The organism is Pseudomonas sp. Irchel s3f7, from assembly GCF_900187615.1.
Classification (GTDB): Bacteria; Pseudomonadota; Gammaproteobacteria; order Pseudomonadales; family Pseudomonadaceae; genus Aquipseudomonas.
In genome coordinates this window covers 139,103-157,936 of the sequence record NZ_FYDO01000016.1, presented here as the reverse complement: position 1 = coordinate 157,936, position 18,834 = coordinate 139,103, and the positions used below count along the sequence as shown (strand labels likewise).

At 56.4% G+C, this 18,834-nt stretch carries 19 protein-coding genes and 1 pseudogene; 9 read left to right on the top strand and 11 right to left on the bottom strand.

The genetic code is table 11. From position 1 onward, the window contains the following. Positions 1-108 (top strand): annotated as a pseudogene (locus CKW19_RS29105) (IS110 family transposase); the annotation flags it as partial. 70 nt (positions 109-178) lie between these two features. Here CKW19_RS29105 and tsaB read toward each other — a convergent pair. The 3 genes from tsaB to ppc form a co-directional block, all read right to left on the bottom strand. Beyond that, positions 179-853, bottom strand: a complete 675-nt coding sequence (gene tsaB / locus CKW19_RS15895; protein ID WP_095058697.1) for a tRNA (adenosine(37)-N6)-threonylcarbamoyltransferase complex dimerization subunit type 1 TsaB — start codon at positions 851-853, stop codon at positions 179-181. A 93-nt stretch (positions 854-946) separates the two neighbouring features. Then, positions 947-1,594, bottom strand: a complete 648-nt coding sequence (gene adk, locus CKW19_RS15890; protein ID WP_095058696.1) for an adenylate kinase — start codon at positions 1,592-1,594, stop codon at positions 947-949. A 287-nt stretch (positions 1,595-1,881) separates the two neighbouring features. Next, positions 1,882-4,512 carry a phosphoenolpyruvate carboxylase gene (gene ppc / locus CKW19_RS15885; protein WP_095058695.1) on the bottom strand — a complete coding sequence of 877 codons (2,631 nt, stop codon included), beginning with the start codon at positions 4,510-4,512 and terminating at the stop codon, positions 1,882-1,884. 199 nt (positions 4,513-4,711) lie between these two features. Between ppc and CKW19_RS15880 the strand changes: the two genes are divergently transcribed. The 3 genes from CKW19_RS15880 (at position 4,712) to CKW19_RS15870 (ending at position 6,633) form a co-directional block, all read left to right on the top strand. Then, on the top strand, positions 4,712-5,056 hold the full coding sequence (locus CKW19_RS15880; RefSeq protein ID WP_095058694.1) for a pilin assembly protein: 345 nt from the start codon (positions 4,712-4,714) through the stop codon (positions 5,054-5,056). A gap of 319 nt (positions 5,057-5,375) precedes the next feature. After that, positions 5,376-5,789: a DUF4398 domain-containing protein gene (locus tag CKW19_RS15875; protein ID WP_095058693.1), complete on the top strand. Its 414-nt coding sequence runs from the start codon at positions 5,376-5,378 to the stop codon at positions 5,787-5,789. Positions 5,790-5,835: 46 nt separating this feature from the next. Continuing rightward, positions 5,836-6,633: an OmpA family protein gene (locus CKW19_RS15870; RefSeq protein ID WP_095058692.1), complete on the top strand. Its 798-nt coding sequence runs from the start codon at positions 5,836-5,838 to the stop codon at positions 6,631-6,633. A 77-nt stretch (positions 6,634-6,710) separates the two neighbouring features. Here the strand turns inward: CKW19_RS15870 and CKW19_RS15865 are convergent, their stop codons facing one another. From CKW19_RS15865 to prfB, 7 genes are all read right to left on the bottom strand, one after another. Beyond that, complete coding sequence (locus CKW19_RS15865; protein WP_095058691.1) at positions 6,711-7,040, bottom strand: hypothetical protein; 330 nt, start codon at positions 7,038-7,040, stop codon at positions 6,711-6,713. Continuing rightward, on the bottom strand, positions 7,037-7,951 hold the full coding sequence (locus CKW19_RS15860; protein WP_095058690.1) for an alpha/beta hydrolase: 915 nt from the start codon (positions 7,949-7,951) through the stop codon (positions 7,037-7,039). Before CKW19_RS15860 ends, CKW19_RS15865 begins: the two co-directional genes overlap by 4 nt. Positions 7,952-8,098: 147 nt before the next feature. Further along, entirely contained in the window at positions 8,099-9,376 is a 1,278-nt protein-coding gene (locus CKW19_RS15855) for a flavohemoglobin expression-modulating QEGLA motif protein (RefSeq protein ID WP_095058689.1), read from the bottom strand. 33 nt (positions 9,377-9,409) lie between these two features. Continuing rightward, positions 9,410-9,964 (bottom strand): hypothetical protein, encoded by a 555-nt coding sequence (locus CKW19_RS15850; protein ID WP_095058688.1) that lies wholly within the window; start codon positions 9,962-9,964, stop codon positions 9,410-9,412. Positions 9,965-10,003: 39 nt separating this feature from the next. Further along, positions 10,004-10,708, bottom strand: a complete 705-nt coding sequence (locus CKW19_RS15845) for a TetR family transcriptional regulator (RefSeq protein ID WP_095058687.1) — start codon at positions 10,706-10,708, stop codon at positions 10,004-10,006. 111 nt (positions 10,709-10,819) lie between these two features. Then, positions 10,820-12,322 carry a lysine--tRNA ligase gene (gene lysS / locus CKW19_RS15840; RefSeq protein ID WP_095058686.1) on the bottom strand — a complete coding sequence of 501 codons (1,503 nt, stop codon included), beginning with the start codon at positions 12,320-12,322 and terminating at the stop codon, positions 10,820-10,822. 95 nt (positions 12,323-12,417) lie between these two features. Next, positions 12,418-13,513, bottom strand: a protein-coding gene (gene prfB / locus CKW19_RS15835; RefSeq protein WP_099493714.1) for a peptide chain release factor 2 whose coding sequence is annotated in 2 segments (ribosomal slippage) — positions 12,418-13,440 and positions 13,442-13,513 — 1,095 coding nt in all. Because the reading frame shifts where the segments join, the coding sequence is not laid out codon by codon here. Between the two features lie 654 nt (positions 13,514-14,167). Between prfB and CKW19_RS15830 the strand changes: the two genes are divergently transcribed. From CKW19_RS15830 to CKW19_RS15810, 5 genes are read left to right on the top strand one after another with little or no spacing between them, the layout of a single operon-like run. Continuing rightward, positions 14,168-15,511 carry a saccharopine dehydrogenase C-terminal domain-containing protein gene (locus CKW19_RS15830; RefSeq protein WP_095058685.1) on the top strand — a complete coding sequence of 448 codons (1,344 nt, stop codon included), beginning with the start codon at positions 14,168-14,170 and terminating at the stop codon, positions 15,509-15,511. Between the two features lie 23 nt (positions 15,512-15,534). Beyond that, positions 15,535-16,260, top strand: a complete 726-nt coding sequence (locus CKW19_RS15825; RefSeq protein WP_095058684.1) for a ferritin-like domain-containing protein — start codon at positions 15,535-15,537, stop codon at positions 16,258-16,260. A gap of 22 nt (positions 16,261-16,282) precedes the next feature. Further along, complete coding sequence (locus CKW19_RS15820; protein WP_256580345.1) at positions 16,283-16,990, top strand: hypothetical protein; 708 nt, start codon at positions 16,283-16,285, stop codon at positions 16,988-16,990. Positions 16,991-17,010: 20 nt separating this feature from the next. Further along, positions 17,011-17,349, top strand: a complete 339-nt coding sequence (locus CKW19_RS29100; protein ID WP_095058698.1) for a hypothetical protein — start codon at positions 17,011-17,013, stop codon at positions 17,347-17,349. A 19-nt stretch (positions 17,350-17,368) separates the two neighbouring features. Then, positions 17,369-17,533 carry a rubredoxin gene (locus tag CKW19_RS15810; protein ID WP_095058683.1) on the top strand — a complete coding sequence of 55 codons (165 nt, stop codon included), beginning with the start codon at positions 17,369-17,371 and terminating at the stop codon, positions 17,531-17,533. A 290-nt stretch (positions 17,534-17,823) separates the two neighbouring features. Here the strand turns inward: CKW19_RS15810 and CKW19_RS15805 are convergent, their stop codons facing one another. Further along, positions 17,824-18,825, bottom strand: coding sequence for a PleD family two-component system response regulator (locus CKW19_RS15805; RefSeq protein WP_095058682.1), 1,002 nt, complete (start codon positions 18,823-18,825; stop codon positions 17,824-17,826). Between the last annotated feature and the right edge of the window lie 9 nt (positions 18,826-18,834).

Sequence of the window (18,834 nt, the reverse complement as noted above, 5' to 3'; positions counted from 1 at the left end):
GCCCCCAAGCAGATCATCTGTGCGGCGATGCGCAAACTGCTGCATTTCGTTTACGGAGTGCTCAAGTCGGGCCAACCCTTTGACCCGAAACTTGCGCTTGCTCGATGAGAAGCAAGACGGTATCTACGGAGGAATGCGATCTCTGTAGGCGCCGCCGAAGGCTGCGATCTTTCAAGGTTTAACGCGCTTTAGGCGTCGCCACTTTATCGCGCAGATAAACCGGCTGAGCTTCATCGGCGACGATGGCCTCGCCGCGCTCCCAGGCAAACCGCGCCAGGGTCAGCAGATCTTCAGCGTGAGGCAGCATGCCCGCGTCCTGCCCGCTCAGGCTGACAGCGATACGCTCGGCATACCCCCAGCCCGTGCCCGCACCAAACCATTCGCCACTGGCATCGGCCGGCAATGCAGCCGACTCCGGAGGCAATACCGCTTCGGCACCGACCAGTCGCATTTCACCCGCCGTTTCGCGGTAGCAACCCCAATACACTTCGTCCATGCGCGCGTCGATGGCCGCAGCGACCTGGCTGGCACCGTGTTCGCGATAGGCGCGCTGGGCCAAAACGGCGAGGTTCGACACCGGCAGTACCGGGCGCTCCAGCGCGAATGCCAAGCCTTGCACGACACCGATGGCAATACGCACGCCGGTAAAGGCACCCGGCCCGCGACCGAACGCGATGGCATCGACCGCTTGCAGGGTGGTCCCGGCATCAGCCAGCAACTGCTGAATCATCGGCAACAGCTTCTGCGCATGCAGGCGCGGGATCACCTCGTAATGGCTCGTCACTTTGCCGTCATGCAGCAAGGCAACGGAGCAAGCTTCAGTCGCGGTGTCCAGGGCCAGCAAGGTGCTCATCGATGTATCCACAAGAGAGGTCGGAAAAAGTGCGTCAGTATAAACAACTACGGCCCGCAAGCGGGCCGTAGAAGGTGAAGCGATTCAGACTTTTCAGCTCAGCGCTGCAAGCACCTTGGCGGTGATGGCTTCAACCGACCCCACGCCTTCGATGTGGCTGTACTTCGGCTTGCCGTTGGCGGCCGACAGCTTCTGGTAGAAATCCACCAGCGGCTTGGTCTGCGAATGGTAGACCGACAGGCGATGACGCACGGTTTCTTCAGTGTCGTCCTTGCGCTGTACCAGCTCTTCGCCGGTGACGTCGTCTTTACCGGCAGCTTTCGGCGGGTTGTAGACGATGTGGTAAACGCGGCCGCTGGCCTCGTGAACACGGCGACCGGCGATACGCTGGACGATTTCTTCGTCTTCAACGGCGATTTCAACCACGGCATCCAGTTCAACGCCGGCAGTCACCAGGGCTTCAGCCTGAGGAATGGTGCGCGGGAAGCCGTCGAACAGGAAGCCGTTGGCGCAGTCGGACTGAGCGATACGGTCTTTGACCAGCGCGATGATCAGGTCGTCGGAGACCAGGCCGCCGGCATCCATGATGCTCTTGGCCTTGATGCCCAGCTCGGTGCCAGCCTTGACCGCGGCACGCAGCATATCGCCGGTGGAGATTTGCGGAATGCCGAATTTTTCGGTGATGAACTGTGCCTGAGTACCTTTACCGGCCCCGGGAGCTCCCAGCAGAATGACGCGCATCGATGTGCTCCTCAATTTTTTATATAGATAACGTCAGATTCGCCTCGTGGGGCCAATCTCAAAATAGGGTCGTGACCGCCCAAACGGCCAAAGGCTGATCAAGATACACAGCAGGCTGCGACCACACAAGCCGCCGAAAGTCGGAGAAACCGCCGCCTCTTGCGACCATTGCGCGCAGTTCCCCAAGTCGCAACCCCATCATTAACTGTCGCTTGGCAGCACTTTTTGACCTGTCACACGACGGCATCCGACTCAAGCGCCGGATGCCTGATCCCACGACAAAATCGTTAGCCGGTGTTACGCAATCCGGCGGCAATCCCCGCTACAGACACCAGCAGCGCCTGTTCTACCGGGCTGCCCTGCGCCACGTCCTGTTGCCGCGAACGGGCCAGCAATTCGGCCTGCAATAGATGAAGCGGGTCGAGGTAGGTGTTGCGCAACCGGATGAACTCAAGGGTCGCGGGGCTATGTGCCAGCAGCTGTGACTGCCCGGTCAGGCCGAGGACGATGGTGCACGCCTGCGACAATAGGTCGCGTAAGTGCGCGCCCAACGGCAACAGATCCGGCGCGACCAGACGCAAATCATAGGATTGGGCAATCTCTGCGTCGGCTTTGGCCAGGACCATTTCCAGCATATCGATGCGGGTGCGGAAGAACGGCCACTGCTCGCGCATTTGCCCCAACAGCTCACCTTCGCCGCGTTCCAGTGCCTTGCTCAGGGCCGCTTCCCAGCCGAGCCACGCCGGCAGCATCAGGCGCGTCTGGGTCCAGCCGAAGATCCACGGAATCGCCCGCAGGCTTTCAATCCCGCCGGCCCGACGCTTGGCCGGGCGACTGCCGAGCGGCAAGCGCCCCAGTTCCTGCTCTGGCGTTGATTGCCGGAAGTACTCGACGAACTGCGGATTTTCCCGCACCACGGCGCGGTAAGCACTGACGCCGTCTGCTGCCAATTCGTCCATCAAGTGCCGCCACTCTGGCGTCGGCGGCGGTGGCGGCAACAGCGTCGCTTCGAGCACCGCCGCCAGGTACAGATTGAGGTTTTGCTCGGCGATGTCCGGCAGGCCGAATTTGAATCGAATCATTTCGCCCTGTTCGGTGGTGCGGAACCGCCCCGCCACCGAGCCCGGTGGCTGCGACAGAATCGCCGCATGCGCTGGGCCACCGCCACGGCCCACGGTGCCGCCACGGCCATGGAACAACAGCAGTTCCACTTGTTGTTCGCGGCAGATATCCACCAGTCGCTCCTGCGCCCGATACTGCGCCCAGGCGGCCGCCGTGGTGCCGGCATCCTTGGCCGAGTCGGAGTAGCCGATCATCACTTCTTGCGGCCCTTGCAGGCGCGCGCGATAGCCCGGCAACAGCAACAGTTTCTCGATCACCGGCCCGGCGTTGTCGAGGTCGGCGAGGGTTTCAAACAACGGCACCACGCGCATCGGCCGCAACACGCCGGACTCTTTGAGCAGCAGTTGCACCGCCAGCACATCGGAAGCCGCCCCGGCCATAGAGATCACATAGGAACCGAGGGACGCCCCCGGCGCAGCGGCGATTTCGCGGCAGGTCGCCAACACTTCGGCCGTGTCGGCGGACGGTTTGAAGTACGTCGGCAACAACGGTCGACGGTTGTTCAGTTCGCGCATCAGGAAGGCGATGCGCTCCTCTTCGCTCCAGTCTTCATAACGACCGAGGCCCAGGTAATCGGTGATTTCAGTCATCGCAGCGCTGTGCCGCGACGAATCCTGACGCACATCGAGCCGCACCAGGAACAGCCCGAACGTCACCGCCCGACGCAGGCAATCGAGCAGCGGCCCGTCGGCGATCACGCCCATGCCGCATTCGTGCAACGAGTGGTAACAGAGCTCCAGCGGATCGAGCAGTTCGCGATTGTTTTGCAGCACCTCGGCGGGGGCCGGCGTGAGTGTCGACAGCGACGTGTGCGCCCAGTTGCGAGTCGCACGCAGGCGTTCGCGCAATTGTTTGAGCACCGCCCGATACGGTTCGGCGCTGTCCCCGGCCTTGGCTTTCAATTCATCACTGGCTTGCTGCATCGACAGTTCAGCGGCCAGGTGATCGACATCGCGCAGGTACAAGTCAGCCGCCATCCAGCGCGCCAGCAACAGCACCTCGCGGGTCACGGCCGCTGTCACGTTGGGATTGCCGTCACGGTCGCCGCCCATCCATGAGGCAAAGCGAATCGGCGCGGCCTCCAGCGGTAAACGCAGGCCGGTGGCCGCATGCAGCGCCTGATCGGCCTTTCGCAGGTAGTTGGGAATCGCCTGCCACAGCGAATGCTCGATCACCGCGAACCCCCACTTGGCTTCGTCCACGGGCGTGGGGCGCGTGCGGCGGATTTCTTCGGTGTGCCAGGCTTCGGCGATCAGGCGTTGCAGCGTGGTTTTGATCTGATCGCGTTCGGCGCCGGTCAGATCGCGATGGTCCAGTGCGGCCAGTTGCGCGGCGATGGCGTCGTATTTCTGGATCAGCGTACGCCGCGCGACTTCGGTCGGGTGCGCGGTCAGCACCAGTTCAATCTCCAACCGCCCCAACTGTCGGGCCAGGGCTTCGGCCCCGTGCCCTTCGGCGCGCAGGCGAGCGAGCAATTCCGGTAACACGCGAGATTCGAACGGTGCCTGTTGGGATTCTTCGCGCCGGTGAATCAACTGGTACTGCTCGGCGATGTTGGCCAGGTTGAGAAACTGGTTGAACGCCCGCGCCACCGGCAGCAATTCATCGTCGGTCAGTTGGTTGAGGCTGGCGCTGAGTTCGGCGTCCATGGAGCCGCGACGGTCAGCCTTGGCGCCCTTGCGGATCTGCTCGATCTTGTCGAGAAAACCGTCGCCATACTGCTCACGAATGGTATTGCCCAGCAGCTCACCCAACAGGTGAACGTCTTCGCGCAAGCGTGCATCAATATCAGTCATCAGCAGTTCTCCAGCAGAAATCCGGGCGGCCAAGCCCTAGAGAGTGCCGCTCCAGACCGGTTCTTACAAGCCAGACGACGAAGGGCCTTTAAACCTTGCGCGTTGAAGCTAGTCTGAACAGTAGCCGTATAGCGGCTGTCGTCGGCCATGGCCGAACACTCTCCAGACCTGCCACGAGCAGGCGTGCATTGAGGTCTTTATGAAAATCCGCGAGCTCGCCCACCACTGGGAAGAAAACGCCAAGGGTCGTCTGACCGATACCGGTTATGCGATCCATCTGGACGTGGAAGCTGCCGCACGGTTGGCGGCGATTATCGAGATGTACCCCAAGCGGCAGCCTGAAGAACTGCTCGGCGACCTGATCGGCGCCGCGCTGGAAGAACTGGAAAGAAGCTTTCCGTATGTGAAGGGCTCGACAGTGGTCGCCACCGATGAAGAAGGCGATCCGTTGTATGAAGACGTCGGGGCGACCCCGCGTTTCCTTGCGCTGTCCCGCCAGCATTTGCACGATTTGTCATCCGGTCACGACAAGCAGAAACACTGATTCCTTTCCCCGCCAAACTGCTCAAGGTGGGAGCGAGCCTGCTCGCGATGGTCGTCAACGAAAACTGCGTAGTGACTGAAAAAACGCGGTGTCTTGAAGTCCATCGCGAGCAGGCTCGCTCCTACATTTTTTCGGATGAGCTCCCCGCCCATCCAGCCGCATCTTTTTCGATAGCTAGCTAAATTCTCTGAACTTTCAAAAAACGCCTCGGGTCAACCCAAGTAACCACGCCTGGGACGAGCGTTTCAGAACGCCCCGCAAATGACGGTTCAAGCTCCTTGCCCAGGATGGATGTCGACGTTTTTCAGGAGCTGGCCCAATGGAGTTGAAGACCATGAAAACCCGAACTGGCACATCCTCGTTCACTCAACTGCGTAGCCTGAAACTGGCGGCGTTGGCCCTCGGCAGCAGCCTGGTACTGGCCGGTTGCGCCGGCAATCCGCCGACCGAGCAATACGCAGTGACCCAATCGGCCGTCAACGACGCCGTGAGTGCAGGCGGCACCGAATTCGCCGCCGTGGAAATGAAGTCCGCACAAGACAAACTCAAACAAGCTGAAATTGCCATGCACGACAAGCAATACGATCAGGCCCGCCTGTTTGCCGAACAGGCCGAATGGGACGCTCGCGTGGCAGAGCGCAAGGCCCAGGCAATGAAGGCTGAACAATCAGTGAAGGACGCTCAGCAAGGCGTTCAGGAACTGCGTCAGGAAAGCCAGCGCACCGTTCAGTAACCGCGCAGCGAGACGTCATTCCTAATCGACTAAAAAGGACGAAATCATGAAACCTAATCAACTGATGATCCCTGCCCTGCTGGCCGTCACCGTTGCGCTGGCAGCCTGTTCCACACCGCCCAACGCCAGCCTCGAACAGGCCCGCACCAATTACTCCGGCCTGCAAGCCGACCCGCAAGCAGCCAAGGTCGCGGCGCTGGAAACCAAGGAAGCCAGCGATTATCTGGCCAAGGCCGATCAGGCGTACAGGGAAAGGGAGGATGCCGCCAAGGTTGACCAACTTGCCTACTTGACCAACCAGCGGGTTGAAGTGGCCAAGCAAACCATCGCCCTGCGCACCGCTGAAGCAAACCTGAAAAACACCTCGGCGCAGCGGGCCGAAGCGCGTCTGGACGCTCGTGATCAGCAAATCAAACAGCTGCAAAACAGCCTCAACGCCAAGCAAACGGATCGCGGCACGCTGGTGACGTTCGGTGATGTGCTGTTTGCCACCGACAAGGCGGAACTCAAGTCCACCGGTCTGATGAACATCAACAAACTCGCGCAGTATCTTCAGGAAAACCCGGAGCGCAAAGCGATCGTCGAGGGGTATACCGACAGCACCGGCACGGCGTCGCACAACCAGTCGCTGTCGGAACGTCGCGCCGGTTCGGTGCGTGCGGCGCTGGTGAAAATGGGCGTGGACCCGACCCGCATCGTTGCCCAGGGTTACGGCAAGGAATACCCGGTGGCGGATAACACCAGCACCTCGGGGCGGGCGATGAATCGTCGGGTGGAAGTGACGATATCCAATGACAATCAGCCGGTGATGCCGCGCTCGGCGGTGAGTTCTTACACCCAATAAGCGGTCATCACACAAAAAACTGTGGGAGCCAGCCTGCTGGCTCCCACATTGGTTCTGGGCTGCTTTCAGGAATTGATTTACTGCTCCAGCTTCTGCGGCGTTTCCTGCCCCATGCAGCGCACGGCTTTTTTCTTGTTGTTGATCAGCACGCCGGTCAGGCCTTTCTGTTCCATGTCGAACAACACCAGCACGCCATCGATGCACTGCGCCACTTGGGCGGCCGGTTCCAGGGAGACTCGATAGTCTTCGCCCGGCACGGTCTTGAGCATGGTGAATTCGTTGAGCAGCAGCGCATCTTCGGGCTTGGCAAAGTGCAGGTAGCCGTACCACCACAGGGCACCGACGGTGCCGAGGATGGTGCAGATACCGGTGATGATCAGCGGGATGGCGTTACGTTCTTCACTCATTGCGGGCTCTCTGGTGGTTCATTTTCAGAATTCGGGGGGGCCGGGTAATTGGGGATTTCACCCAGGCGGCGCAGACCGTTGAAATGTTGCGGGTCTTCAAGGTAACGCAGCATGACAGTGCGCCAGACCGGGTCGGCGAACGTCTGCACATGCCCGCCGCGAGTCAGTTGCAACACCCTCGGCGGCGGCGCAGCTTGATACAGACGGATGCCGTTGGAAAGAGGCACGATCGGATCGTCGATGCTGTGGTAGAGCAGTTTCGGCACGCCATTGAGTTGCGCCATGGAGTTGATCGCACTGTCGCCGTCCGGCACCAGCCACGACAAAGGCACCTGGAACGGCCAGGTCAGCCATGAAGTACTCAACGCAAACTGCCCGATGCTTCGATAGCTGGCGGGCACACCATCAAGGACAAACGCCTTCAGTTGTTTCTGCCGTTCCGGGTGCTGGACCAGGTAATGCACGGCCATTGAGCCACCGAGGCTCTGGCCGAGCAGGATCAGCGGCTTGCCTTTGACCTCCGGCGCCTGGTCGAGCCATTTGAAGGCCGCGTCGATGTCTTGATAGATCGCGGGCAGGCTCGGCTCGCCTTCGGACAAGCCATAACCGCGGTAGTCCACCAGCAACACCTGGTAACCCTCTTTCGGCAACCAATAGCTTCCGCCCAGGTGCATGGGCAGGTTTCCGCCATTGCCATGCAGGTGCAGCACCGTGCCTTTGACCTCGACACCTTGTTTCGCCGGCAGCCACCAGGCGTTCAGCTTGAGGCCGTCGGCAGTGGTCAGGGTGATGACTCGGTATTCGAGCCCGGCTTTTTCCGGGGTGAACAATTGGCCGGGTTCGGGGTAAAACAGCAGCGAACTGCAACCGCTCAAGGTCAGGAGAAGGCAGAGGGTGCCGAGGATTCTCATCCGGTGAAACCTCGCAGATAACGGGATTGGAATGCATCCCCTGTAGGAGCTGGCTTGCCAGCGAAAGCGGTTCAACATGCAACATGGTTGTTGTCTGATATGACGCATTCGCTGGCAAGCCAGCTCCTACAGGGAAGGTCGCCAGGATTACAGGATATTTGAATAATCCGCTTCGATCCGGTCCAGGCTCAGGTGGTTGAGGAAGTTCGAGAAGCACATCCACGCCGACAGCGCGTTCATGTCGCGGAACTGTTCCGGCAGGTACTTGGGCGGTACCACAAGGCCTTCGTCCACCAACTGGCGCAAGGTGCGCATATCTTCCAGCGTGGTCTTGCCGCAGAACAGCAGCGGGATCTGCTCCAGCTTGCCTTTGCGCACGGCCAGCTGAATGTAGTTGTAAATCATGATGAAGCCCTTGAGGTAGGACAAGTCTTTGGTAAATGGCAGACCTGTCGGCACCGAACCACGGAAAACGCGGCTGGTGTTGCTGTAGCTCTCGGGCATTTCGAAACCTTGCTCGCGGAAGAACTCGAACACCTGCAGGAAGTCGGCCCCCTCCTCCACCATGTGAATCGCGCGGGTGCGGTTAGTCAATTTGCGCAGACGGCTCGGGTAAGAGGCGAAGGTGATGATTTCCATCAGGATCGCCAGGCCTTCCTGGGTCACCGTCGACGAGGGCGGACCTTTAGCCAGGAAGGTGCAGATCGGCTGGTTCAAACCATTGAGCGTGGTGCCGACGTGCACCAGCCCTTCGTGGACTTCCAGGGCGCGCACATCACGGTTGTTGAACATCGCATCGGAACGGATCTTGATGTAGTCGGCGCCCGCCGCGGCATCCGCGACGATGCCGTCAGACTCGAACACCCGAATGGTTTCCTCGGCCTCGCCAAACACCTTGTTCAACCGATGCTGGAGCATCTCGACCGCTTCCTTGGCGGTCAGCGTCTTGGGCTCATCCTTGAGGTCGCCACGGCCGTCGATGTTATTCAGGTAATCGGAGAGCATCAGGCCCAGGTCGGACAGGGTCGGGTCGCCGGCATGGAACGCGTCGGACGCGGCGCCGTACAACTCTTGGGAGATCAGGCCGAAGTCCTCGGTGCCGCGCGCTTCGAGCATGCGGATCACCATGCGGTATTCCTTGCACATGCGTCGCATGATCTGGCCGACCGGGTTGAACTGACCGAGCTGGCGGGTGATATCGCGCTCGATGTTCTGGAATTCCAGCTTCACCTTGCTGGAGTCGAACGCCAGCGGCCGGTTGAGGTAATAGTCGCGATCGACCGCTGGCATTTCCTTGCCCTTGGCCTTGAGGAATCCCTGGCGAATGCTGTCGTCCCACTTGACCGCATCAAGGACGCGAATGGGCGTCTGCGCCAGCACAATGCGATCGGACAATATGCGTATCGACTGCTGGTAATCGTCCACCCGAAACTCCTGTAAGTACCTGTTGTGTGCTGGTTATTTGGCCTTGGCCTGGCGCTGATAGCGCACCGCCTCGATGAACACGTCGGAATTGGCCGGGTCGTCGAGGTAAGCGGCGACTTTATCCATGGGGCTGTTGATCAACACGCCTGCGCCGTCCTCAGTCTGAAACGCTTCGCCGCTCAGGGCATTTTGCTTCAGCGCCTGGTTGATCTGTTCGAGGTCGAGGTTGTACAGCACCAGCTCACGCTTGTCGGTCAATTCAAAGCCGCCAATGATGAAATGCCCGCCGAACTGCGCCGGCACCTTCGCCGACAGGTAGCAGCGGCTGCCATGGTGCGAGACCGTGAAGGGATAGGCTTCACGCTCCTTGGGTTTGGCCTTGAAATAGCTGACGGCCTGATAGCGGTTGTCAGCGATGCGCGTCAGTTCCAGATTGACGGGTTCGCCCCAGGCGCTGGTGCTGGTCCATTTGCCGAGCAATCCTTTGGGCGCGGGGTCGCTCGTGGGCAGCGGCTCCTTGAAGGTCACCAGACAGCCACTGAGCAACAGGAACGACAAGGCGATCACAACGACACGCCAGGCTTTCATTCAACACTCCCTTTGAACACATACCGCTTTTGCAGGGGATCAGACTGACGCCAACACCAGATGCATGTACCGCGTCAGATTGCCGAGCATTTCCTCTTCGGCGACCGGATCGGCGTCGTTGAGCAGGCCCTGATATTCCATCCGTCCGATTATGGCCGTCAACACTTTGGCATCTTGTTGCGGCTCATGCGAGCCCAAGACCTGGAAAAGCTGGCAGGATCCCTGCAACAGAATTTGCTGATGCGAGCGCACCAACTCAGCCAGGCGCGGGTTCAACAGCGCTTCCTGACGGAACGCCTGTTCGACCATCAAATGCTCTCGGCGTGTGATCAGTTGCCGGTGAACATAGTCCGTCATCAGCCGCGCAATGTCGTCCGCCAGCGTTGAACGAGCCTGCGGGCTGCCATCGCCACTGGCGATCATGTCGCGCAGCAGGCCTTCGTTGTTCACCCACAGCTTGGCCATGTAGGCGGCGCTGCGTTCCACGTATTGCGCGAAGGTATCGGTGAGCAGGTCATCGATATCCTTGAAATAGTAGGTGGTCGCCGACAACGGCACTTGCGCCTCGGCGGCCACTGCACGGTGCCGCACGGCGCGCACGCCATCGCGCACGACGATGCGCATGGCGGCGTCGAGAATGTCCTGTCGCCGCTGTTCACTGCCCTGTCGGCTGGCCTTGCGACCCTGGTACTGAACACTTTCAGCGACCGCAGTGGCGATATCCGCTGCACCTTCTTGAGCCATTGCACCGTTCACGACAGGAATCCTCTCACTTCAAAAGTAACCAATTGATACGTTTGTACCAGACAGGCAATAAAAAGCCGCCCATTTCAGGCGGCTTTTTAATTGAAACACTTACGCTTGCGGTCGCATGTGCGGGAACAGGATCACGTCGCGGATCGACGGGGAGTTGGTCAGCAGCATCACCAGACGGTCGATACCGATGCCTTCACCCGCCGTTGGCGGCATGCCGTACTCCAGCGCACGAACGAAGTCGGCGTCGTAGTGCATGGCTTCGTCGTCACCGGCGTCCTTGTCGGCCACTTGAGCCATGAAGCGCTCGGCCTGGTCTTCCGCGTCGTTCAACTCGGAGTAGGCGTTGGCGATTTCGCGGCCACCGATGAACAACTCGAAGCGGTCGGTGACGTTCGGGTTGTCGTCGTTGCGACGGGCCAGCGGCGACACTTCGAACGGGTACTGGGTAATGAAGTGCGGCTGTTCCAGCTTGTGCTCGACCAGCTCTTCGAAAATCATCACCTGCAGCTTGCCCAGACCTTCGAAGCCCAGCACCTTGGCGCCGGCCTTCTTGGCGATGGCACGAGCCTTGTCGATGTCATTCAGGTCGTCAGCGGTCAGCTCAGGGTTGTACTTGAGGATCGAGTCGAACACCGACAGACGCACGAACGGCTCACCGAAGTGGAACACCTTGTCGCCGTAAGGCACGTCGGTGCTGCCTAGAACCAGCTGCGCCAGTTCGCGGAACAGTTCTTCGGTCAGGTCCATGTTGTCTTCGTAGTCGGCGTAAGCCTGGTAGAACTCCAACATGGTGAATTCAGGGTTGTGACGGGTCGAGACGCCTTCGTTACGGAAGTTGCGGTTGATCTCGAACACTTTCTCGAAGCCGCCAACCACCAGGCGCTTGAGGTACAGCTCCGGCGCGATACGCAGGAACATGCCCATGTCCAAGGCGTTGTGGTGGGTTTCGAACGGCTTGGCTGCCGCGCCGCCCGGAATGGTTTGCAGCATCGGCGTTTCCACTTCCAGGAAGTCACGCTGCATCAGGAAGCTGCGGATGTGGGCGATGACTTGCGAACGCACGCGGAACGTCTGGCGCACGTCTTCGTTGACGATCAGGTCAACGTAACGCTGGCGGTAGCGTTGTTCGGTGTCGGTCAGGCCGTGGTGCTTGTCCGGCAGCGGGCGCAGGGATTTGGTCAGCAGGCGCACGTTGGTCATTTCGACGTACAGGTCGCCCTTGCCGGAACGGGCCAGGGTGCCTTCGGCGGCAATGATGTCGCCCATGTCCCAGGTTTTCACCGCGGCCAGGGTTTCTTCGGACAGGGTCTTGCGGTTGACGTAGACCTGGATACGACCGGTCATGTCCTGGATCACCATGAACGAGCCACGGTTGAGCATGATGCGACCGGCAACCTTGACCGGAATTGCAGCCTCTGCCAGCTCTTCCTTGGTCTTGTCCGCGTACTGTTTCTGCAGCGCATCGCAGTAGTTGTCGCGGCGGAAGTCGTTCGGGAAGGCATTGCCCTTGGCACGCTCGGCAGCAAGCTTTTCCTTGCGCAGGGCGATCAGGGAGTTTTCTTCCTGTTGCAGGGCTTGCGGGTCGAGTTCTTGGTCGCTCATGTCTTTAAATATTCCATCTGGTTCGTTGTCCCCGGCCTGCGGCCGGGGATCGCCGGCAAGCCGGCTCCTACAGGGGATCGCGGTGTGTCAGTAACTTACAGCCCGGATTTCAGGCTGGCTTCCAGGTATTCGTCGATGTCGCCGTCGAGCACCTTGTCGCAGTCGCTGCGTTCGATGTTAGTGCGCAGATCCTTGATGCGCGAGGCATCGAGTACATAAGAGCGGATCTGATGACCCCAGCCGATATCCGACTTGGTGTCTTCCAGCGCCTGGGACGCCGCGTTGCGCTTCTGCATTTCCTGCTCGTACAACTTGGCCCGCAGCATTTTCATGGCGGTGTCCTTGTTGGCGTGCTGGGAACGTTCGTTCTGGCAGCTGACCACGGTGTTGGTCGGTACGTGGGTGATACGTACGGCCGAGTCGGTGGTGTTTACGTGCTGACCACCGGCACCCGAGGAACGATAGGTGTCGATCCGCAAGTCTGCCGGGTTGATTTCGATTTCCACCTTGTCATCGATCTCTGGCGAGACAAACACTGCGCTGAACGAGGTGTGGCGACGGTTGCCGGAGTCAAACGGGCTCTTGCGCACCAGACGGTGGACGCCGATCTCGGTCCGCAGCCAGCCAAAGGCGTATTCGCCCTTGATGTGCACGGTGGCACCTTTGATCCCGGCGACTTCACCGGCCGACAGCTCCATGATGGTCGCTTCGAAACCGCGTTTGTCGGCCCAGCGCAGGTACATGCGCAACAGGATGTTGGCCCAGTCCTGGGCTTCGGTGCCGCCGGAACCGGCCTGGATGTCCAGGTAGGCGTTGTTCGGGTCCATTTCATGGCTGAACATGCGCCGGAATTCCAGCTTGGCGAGGTTTTCCTCGAGACGGGCCAGCTCGGCGACGACATCGCCCACTGCGCCTTCGTCGTTTTCTTCGACGGCCATGTCCAGCAGGTCGCGGCAATCGGCCAGACCGGTGTTCAGTTCGTCGAGGGTATCGACGATCTGCGCCAGCGCAGCGCGCTCGCGGCCCAGTTCCTGGGCGTATTCAGGTTTGTTCCAGACACTCGGATCTTCAAGCTCGCGATTGACTTCGGTCAGACGCTCATGCTTTTGATCGTAGTCAAAGATACCCCCGAATAGTTTCGGAGCGCTCGGACAGGTCCTTGATGGTGTTCAGGATCGGGTTGATTTCCATGACGGGCAGCACTCGTTGGCGAACTTTTGAAAGCCGGCGAGTATACCGTAATCACACGATCCCGGCAGCCCGCATGGCTGGTTTACCGGCGAATGGTTTCTGTTATTCCTGCCTCGCACCAACCATGAACGCTGCCCTCACCCTGCTCACGTCTTTCAGTGATGCCGCTGTCGACTGTCAGTACAGTACTGATGATCCCCCGAAGGCTGATTCGATACCAAAAACGGAATGGTCTGGGCTACATCAGCCGGCTGACCGTTACGCCGCGGTTGATGGAAAGGGTTAAAGGTCGGCAACGCCCTTGACCGACTCGACTCCCAGTAGGGTGCCTTTAATGGCTCACGCAACTGCCATGGCTAAAAACAACTCGCTCTTGAGCAATGATGCCTTAAACATCTCTCAGAGCACTAATCAACAACAAGATTAAGATCTCGACCGATCTGTAGGAAAACAACTTCAACAATAACGGACCAATCCTACTTAATTGGCAATTGCGCAATGCATCCGCCTTCCCTATAACTATGCAACACAAAAAATTTCTAAAAACTTACTAGCACCATCACCGAAAACCTTAACCCTCAGAAACCCAAGCAAGCTACAGCACCACCACAAAACATGGATAAGTCAACCCAACTCATTAACCAAAGGACTACCATGAAAAAAATCGACAGAATAATAATTGTAGGCTTTGGAAGTATCGCCCAGGCTTTGCTACCGCTACTTTCAGAAAATTACGATTCGGAAATCATCATTTTCGACAAAGAAATCGACGCCACTCGAAAAAATATCGCGAGCGAGTATTCCGCAATATTAATTAATAATCTGATAACCCCAAACAACTTCCACAGTATTTTGTCACCATTATTAAACAACAACAGCTTTCTCTTAAATCTGGCGGTATCTGTTTCCAGCTTAGCGCTGATAAATCTAACCCAGCGATTCAACACATTGTATTTAGACACATGCATAGAGCCTTGGGACTACGCAAACCACAACAACAACCACTTAAAAAGCAATCACTCTCTAAGGGAAAATCTGAAGCAATATGCGCAAACCCAAACCAGCACAACAACAGCAATTGTTGGGCACGGAGCAAACCCTGGCTTTATATCTATACTCCTAAAAAAAGCAATGCTTGAAATGGCACAAAAAAATGGAATACCTGATCAACCGAAAACACAATCCGAGTGGGCCAAACTATCAGAACACCTAGAATTACAGGTCATACAAATATCAGAGCGTGACACACAAATCTCGTCCAAAAAGCGCGCACCAAAAAGTTTTATCTGCACTTGGTCTGTGGACGGACTGATTACAGAGTGCTTGCAACCGGCGGAACTGGGCTGGGGATCTCACGAAGTAGACGTCCCACAGAACGCCAAGAACAACGAATACTCACTCGAACTGATCGAACAAGGCCGAAACGTCATCGTAAAAAGCTGGTCTCCCAATTATTTAGAATTTAATGCATACCTATTAACCCACAATGAGTCGCTATCAATCGCCGAATACTTAACTTTAGACACCCCATCAACACCCAAATATCGACCAACCGTATACTACGCATATCACCCTTGCGACCAAACAGTAGATTCAATGCATTTACTTTGCAGCGGGAATGAAGACCAGATCGAATCAAAGGAAGTAATGAAAGACGATATCGTTTCCGGCATTGACGAACTAGGTATTTTCCTGATCAGCAAAAAATACAAATCACTTTGGCTCGGCTCTAATCTTTCAATAGGCAAGGCAAGGAAAATGGCAAAACATAATAGTGCAACGAGCCTACAAGTCACATCAAGCATCGTTGCCGGCATGAAGTGGGCCGAGCAAAATTCAGAATCTGGGGTTCTGGAGTCCGAAAATCTAGACTGGGAATATATCTACGACTTCGTAGAGCCGTATTGGCAGCCAATAATCATCCAGGAAACTGACTGGCGCCCAAGCTGCAGCGACACTCTGCAATTTCATAGTTTCAGGGTGTACCCAAAAAACTGATAATCCAATGGAAGCCAAACACCATGAACACAAAAGAACCCAGATTCCCCCACCGTTCGACCCCGGACGCTGCCGTGCTGCTGAAAAACTTCCGATTCCCTGATACAAAACTAAGTAATATCGAGCAAACTGAATGGAAGGAAATATTATTCGACTCAATCATTACTGAGTACGATGCACGGCGACTTTATTGGCATTTAAAAACCAAATATCCGACTTACTTTCCGTCACTAGTAGGGGTTCTAAACCCTTGGCTCAGGGACGAAATTGACCACGCCTATGGATTTGCTCTGATCTACTCATCATTCACAGGCATCCCCTTGGATCAAGTTACTCTGGAGGCTGAAGTTAGAAACCATGACTTCAGTGTAATCAGCCCAATAATTGATGACACCTTCAAGCTCCTCATCATGCTGGCCTACGACGAAATCATAACCACACACGTCTATCACCGCAGCATAGAAAAATACGACGAGTTCGACTCACCACAACTTTCAGCCTGGATCAGAAAAACAAAAAAAGATGAAATCGATCACTTCTTTTCGTTTATCGAAAAAGCCAAGGAACTATTCCCCGAGAGGATTAATGAAACCGCTTCAATCTTGGAAGAAATTTTCGCTATAGATTTCGAGAAACCAAATTATTCTGGAACATTTGTTCTGGACCATAACACACCAGACTTCCCCATTAAAAAACAAGAGATAAAAGACTTCATAATCCCTACCATCATAAAAAAAATAAACGCATAGCCCGCACTACAGGAGAAAAAAAATGACCCCATCCTTCCTTACAAAAAGACACTGGAGTTCAAGAGCACTTTTCAGTGAGATATCTGGTAGCGAATGGACAAACCCGGGAATCGACCTAAAGTACAAAAAATTCTTTATGGCAGATTTGTTCGCAGAGTATGACGCCATCAATCTTTATCATCACTTACACCTGCGGAGAGCAGAATTCTCTCCGCACTTCGTCCAGTATCTCGATTTATGGTTTGCAGATGAAAAAAATCATTCCGACGGTTTTCTTGAACTCATCCGCCTTTTATTTGATTCAACCGAGGAGGAGCTTATAGATCAGCTAAAAACAAGAACCGGTAATTTTGACCAACTACAAGAAATATTGACAAGCGAATTCAACCTCCTACTTCTATTTGCTTACGATGAATACACCTCAGTCAAAACATACAAAAAAGACACTTTCTACAACGAGTTCGGGCACCAAAATTTTGGCACATGGATTAAAAACCTGATTGCGGACGAAGCCATACACTTCGGGAATGCAATAAAAATACTGAAATACAACCACCCTTCAAATTTACACAAAGCCGAAGACATACTTCACAGCATTGCCAAACTCGAAAATACACCCTATCAAAACACATTTCTTTTTGATCACGACGGCCCTCACTTTTTGCTCAATTCAAGCGAAGTCGGAGCCCCTGTAGTAGAAGACATTTTATCCATACTAACCAAAGGTTAAAAATGAGAAACCACTACTACATGGCAGCCTCCTTGATACTTATGGTTTTCGGCGAAATACTTACAATTTACAGTGAAGTATACGCCTCCAAACTCCCCGACCGCTCATTGGACACCCCTTTAATATTCGTAAAACCTATAGTACTTATCAGCATTGCTGGCATCAGTCTAATTTTCGCGTACTGGCTAGGATATCAAGCAACTGGAAACATATGGATAGTTACCGTTGCATCGTTGACACTCCTTCTGATTCTTGAACCAATTGTGATATACGCAATGCTAAAGGAACTACCCGAAAGAGGCGCTCTAATTGGCTTCATCTTAGGAGCAACAGGCTTGATCGCTACTATCACACTTTAATCTACCCTCGGGAAAAATCATGTTAAGCAAAGAAAAAATAATGCGGTGCACTGTTTGTGGCTATGAATATGATCCCGCTCTAGGCGACCCTGAGAATGGAATACCACCTGGCACGCCCTGGAACGATCTGCCCGAAGACTGGTTATGCCCAGACTGTCAGATGCCCAAAGAAGATTTTGAGTAAGAACACTTATTGCGGCGCTCCCTTTCACTTTTATTGAACGGGATGCTGCCCTCCTAAGCCTTTATTAAAAGCTGACACGATTATTTTCTGAACGTCGAAAGTAAACTCGCCAGCATTCTTATACATAGCAATAATTAATTTTGTTGAACGACTATCCGTACAACAAACCTCGTGAACTATGCGACAAGCCTCTTTAGTCAAACTCCATGCACAGGGTTTGCGAGGACTTTGTCTTCGGACGCACTCTCGCGGGCTCCGCAGCCGCTAATGCACTACGGAGCGTTGTACCGTCACGCCACACCCACCTGATTACGCCCGTTTTTCTTTGCCGAATACAGCCCCTTGTCCGCCGCCGAGATCAGCTCACGGCAGTTGCTGCCCGCTTTGGGGATAATCGTCGACAGGCCGATGCTGACGGTCAGGCTCGAACCTTCGCCAGGCGAGTTGTGCGGAATTTTCAGGGCTGCGACGGTCTGGCGCAGCTTTTCCGCCACCAGTCGCGCGCCACCTGGCGAGGTGTTGGGCAGCACCAGCGAGAACTCTTCGCCGCCGTAGCGGGCCGGCAGGTCGGAAGGCCGGGAGCCGGCGTCCTTGATCGCCGCCGCCACCTTGCGCAGGGCTTCATCGCCTTCCAGGTGGCCGAAGCTGTCGTTGTAGGCTTTGAAGTAGTCGACATCGATCATCAGCAACGACAATTGGCTCTGCTCACGCAGCGAACGGCGCCATTCCAGTTCCATGTATTCATCGAAATGACGACGGTTCGACAGCCCGGTCAAGCCATCGGAGTTCATCAGGCGTTGCAGCACCAGGTTGGTGTCGAGCAACTGCTGCTGACTGACGCGCAGTGCACGATAAGCCGCGTCACGCTGCAACAGCGTCATGTAGGAACGCGAGTGATAGCGGATGCGCGCGACCAGTTCAATGTTGTCCGGCAGCTTGACCAGATAATCGTTGGCCCCGGCCGCGAACGCCGCGCTCTTGATCAGCGGGTCTTCTTTGGTCGACAGCACAATGATCGGGATGTCCTTGGTCGCCGGATGATTGCGGTACTCGCGCACCAGGCTCAGGCCGTCAAGGCCGGGCATGACCAGGTCCTGCAGGATCACTGTCGGCTTGATGCGCACCGCGTGGGCGATGGCCTGGTGCGGGTCGGCGCAGAAGTGGAAGTCGATATTCTCTTCGTTCGCCAACCCGCGGCGCACGGCTTCGCCGATCATGGCCTGATCGTCTACCAGCAACACCATGGCCGCGTTTTCGTCGGTCTTGAAGTCGTCGAGCTGTAAATCATTCATGGGCGTTCA

Bases quoted from the DNA above. Each gene is read 5' to 3' on its own strand.
- CKW19_RS15820 (WP_256580345.1), top strand. From the start codon at position 16,283: ATGACCCCATCCTTCCTTACAAAAAGACACTGGAGTTCAAGAGCACTT.
- CKW19_RS15870 (WP_095058692.1), top strand. From the start codon at position 5,836: ATGAAACCTAATCAACTGATGATCCCTGCCCTGCTGGCCGTCACCGTT.
- CKW19_RS15860 (WP_095058690.1), bottom strand. From the start codon at position 7,951: ATGAGAATCCTCGGCACCCTCTGCCTTCTCCTGACCTTGAGCGGTTGC.
- CKW19_RS15805 (WP_095058682.1), bottom strand. From the start codon at position 18,825: ATGAATGATTTACAGCTCGACGACTTCAAGACCGACGAAAACGCGGCC.
- CKW19_RS15875 (WP_095058693.1), top strand. From the start codon at position 5,376: ATGGAGTTGAAGACCATGAAAACCCGAACTGGCACATCCTCGTTCACT.
- ppc (WP_095058695.1), bottom strand. From the start codon at position 4,512: ATGACTGATATTGATGCACGCTTGCGCGAAGACGTTCACCTGTTGGGT.
- CKW19_RS15850 (WP_095058688.1), bottom strand. From the start codon at position 9,964: ATGAAAGCCTGGCGTGTCGTTGTGATCGCCTTGTCGTTCCTGTTGCTC.
- CKW19_RS29100 (WP_095058698.1), top strand. From the start codon at position 17,011: ATGGCAGCCTCCTTGATACTTATGGTTTTCGGCGAAATACTTACAATT.
- CKW19_RS15845 (WP_095058687.1), bottom strand. From the start codon at position 10,708: ATGGCTCAAGAAGGTGCAGCGGATATCGCCACTGCGGTCGCTGAAAGT.
- CKW19_RS15865 (WP_095058691.1), bottom strand. From the start codon at position 7,040: ATGAGTGAAGAACGTAACGCCATCCCGCTGATCATCACCGGTATCTGC.
- CKW19_RS15810 (WP_095058683.1), top strand. From the start codon at position 17,369: ATGTTAAGCAAAGAAAAAATAATGCGGTGCACTGTTTGTGGCTATGAA.
- CKW19_RS15825 (WP_095058684.1), top strand. From the start codon at position 15,535: ATGAACACAAAAGAACCCAGATTCCCCCACCGTTCGACCCCGGACGCT.
- adk (WP_095058696.1), bottom strand. From the start codon at position 1,594: ATGCGCGTCATTCTGCTGGGAGCTCCCGGGGCCGGTAAAGGTACTCAG.
- tsaB (WP_095058697.1), bottom strand. From the start codon at position 853: ATGAGCACCTTGCTGGCCCTGGACACCGCGACTGAAGCTTGCTCCGTT.
- lysS (WP_095058686.1), bottom strand. From the start codon at position 12,322: ATGAGCGACCAAGAACTCGACCCGCAAGCCCTGCAACAGGAAGAAAAC.
- CKW19_RS15880 (WP_095058694.1), top strand. From the start codon at position 4,712: ATGAAAATCCGCGAGCTCGCCCACCACTGGGAAGAAAACGCCAAGGGT.
- CKW19_RS15830 (WP_095058685.1), top strand. From the start codon at position 14,168: ATGAAAAAAATCGACAGAATAATAATTGTAGGCTTTGGAAGTATCGCC.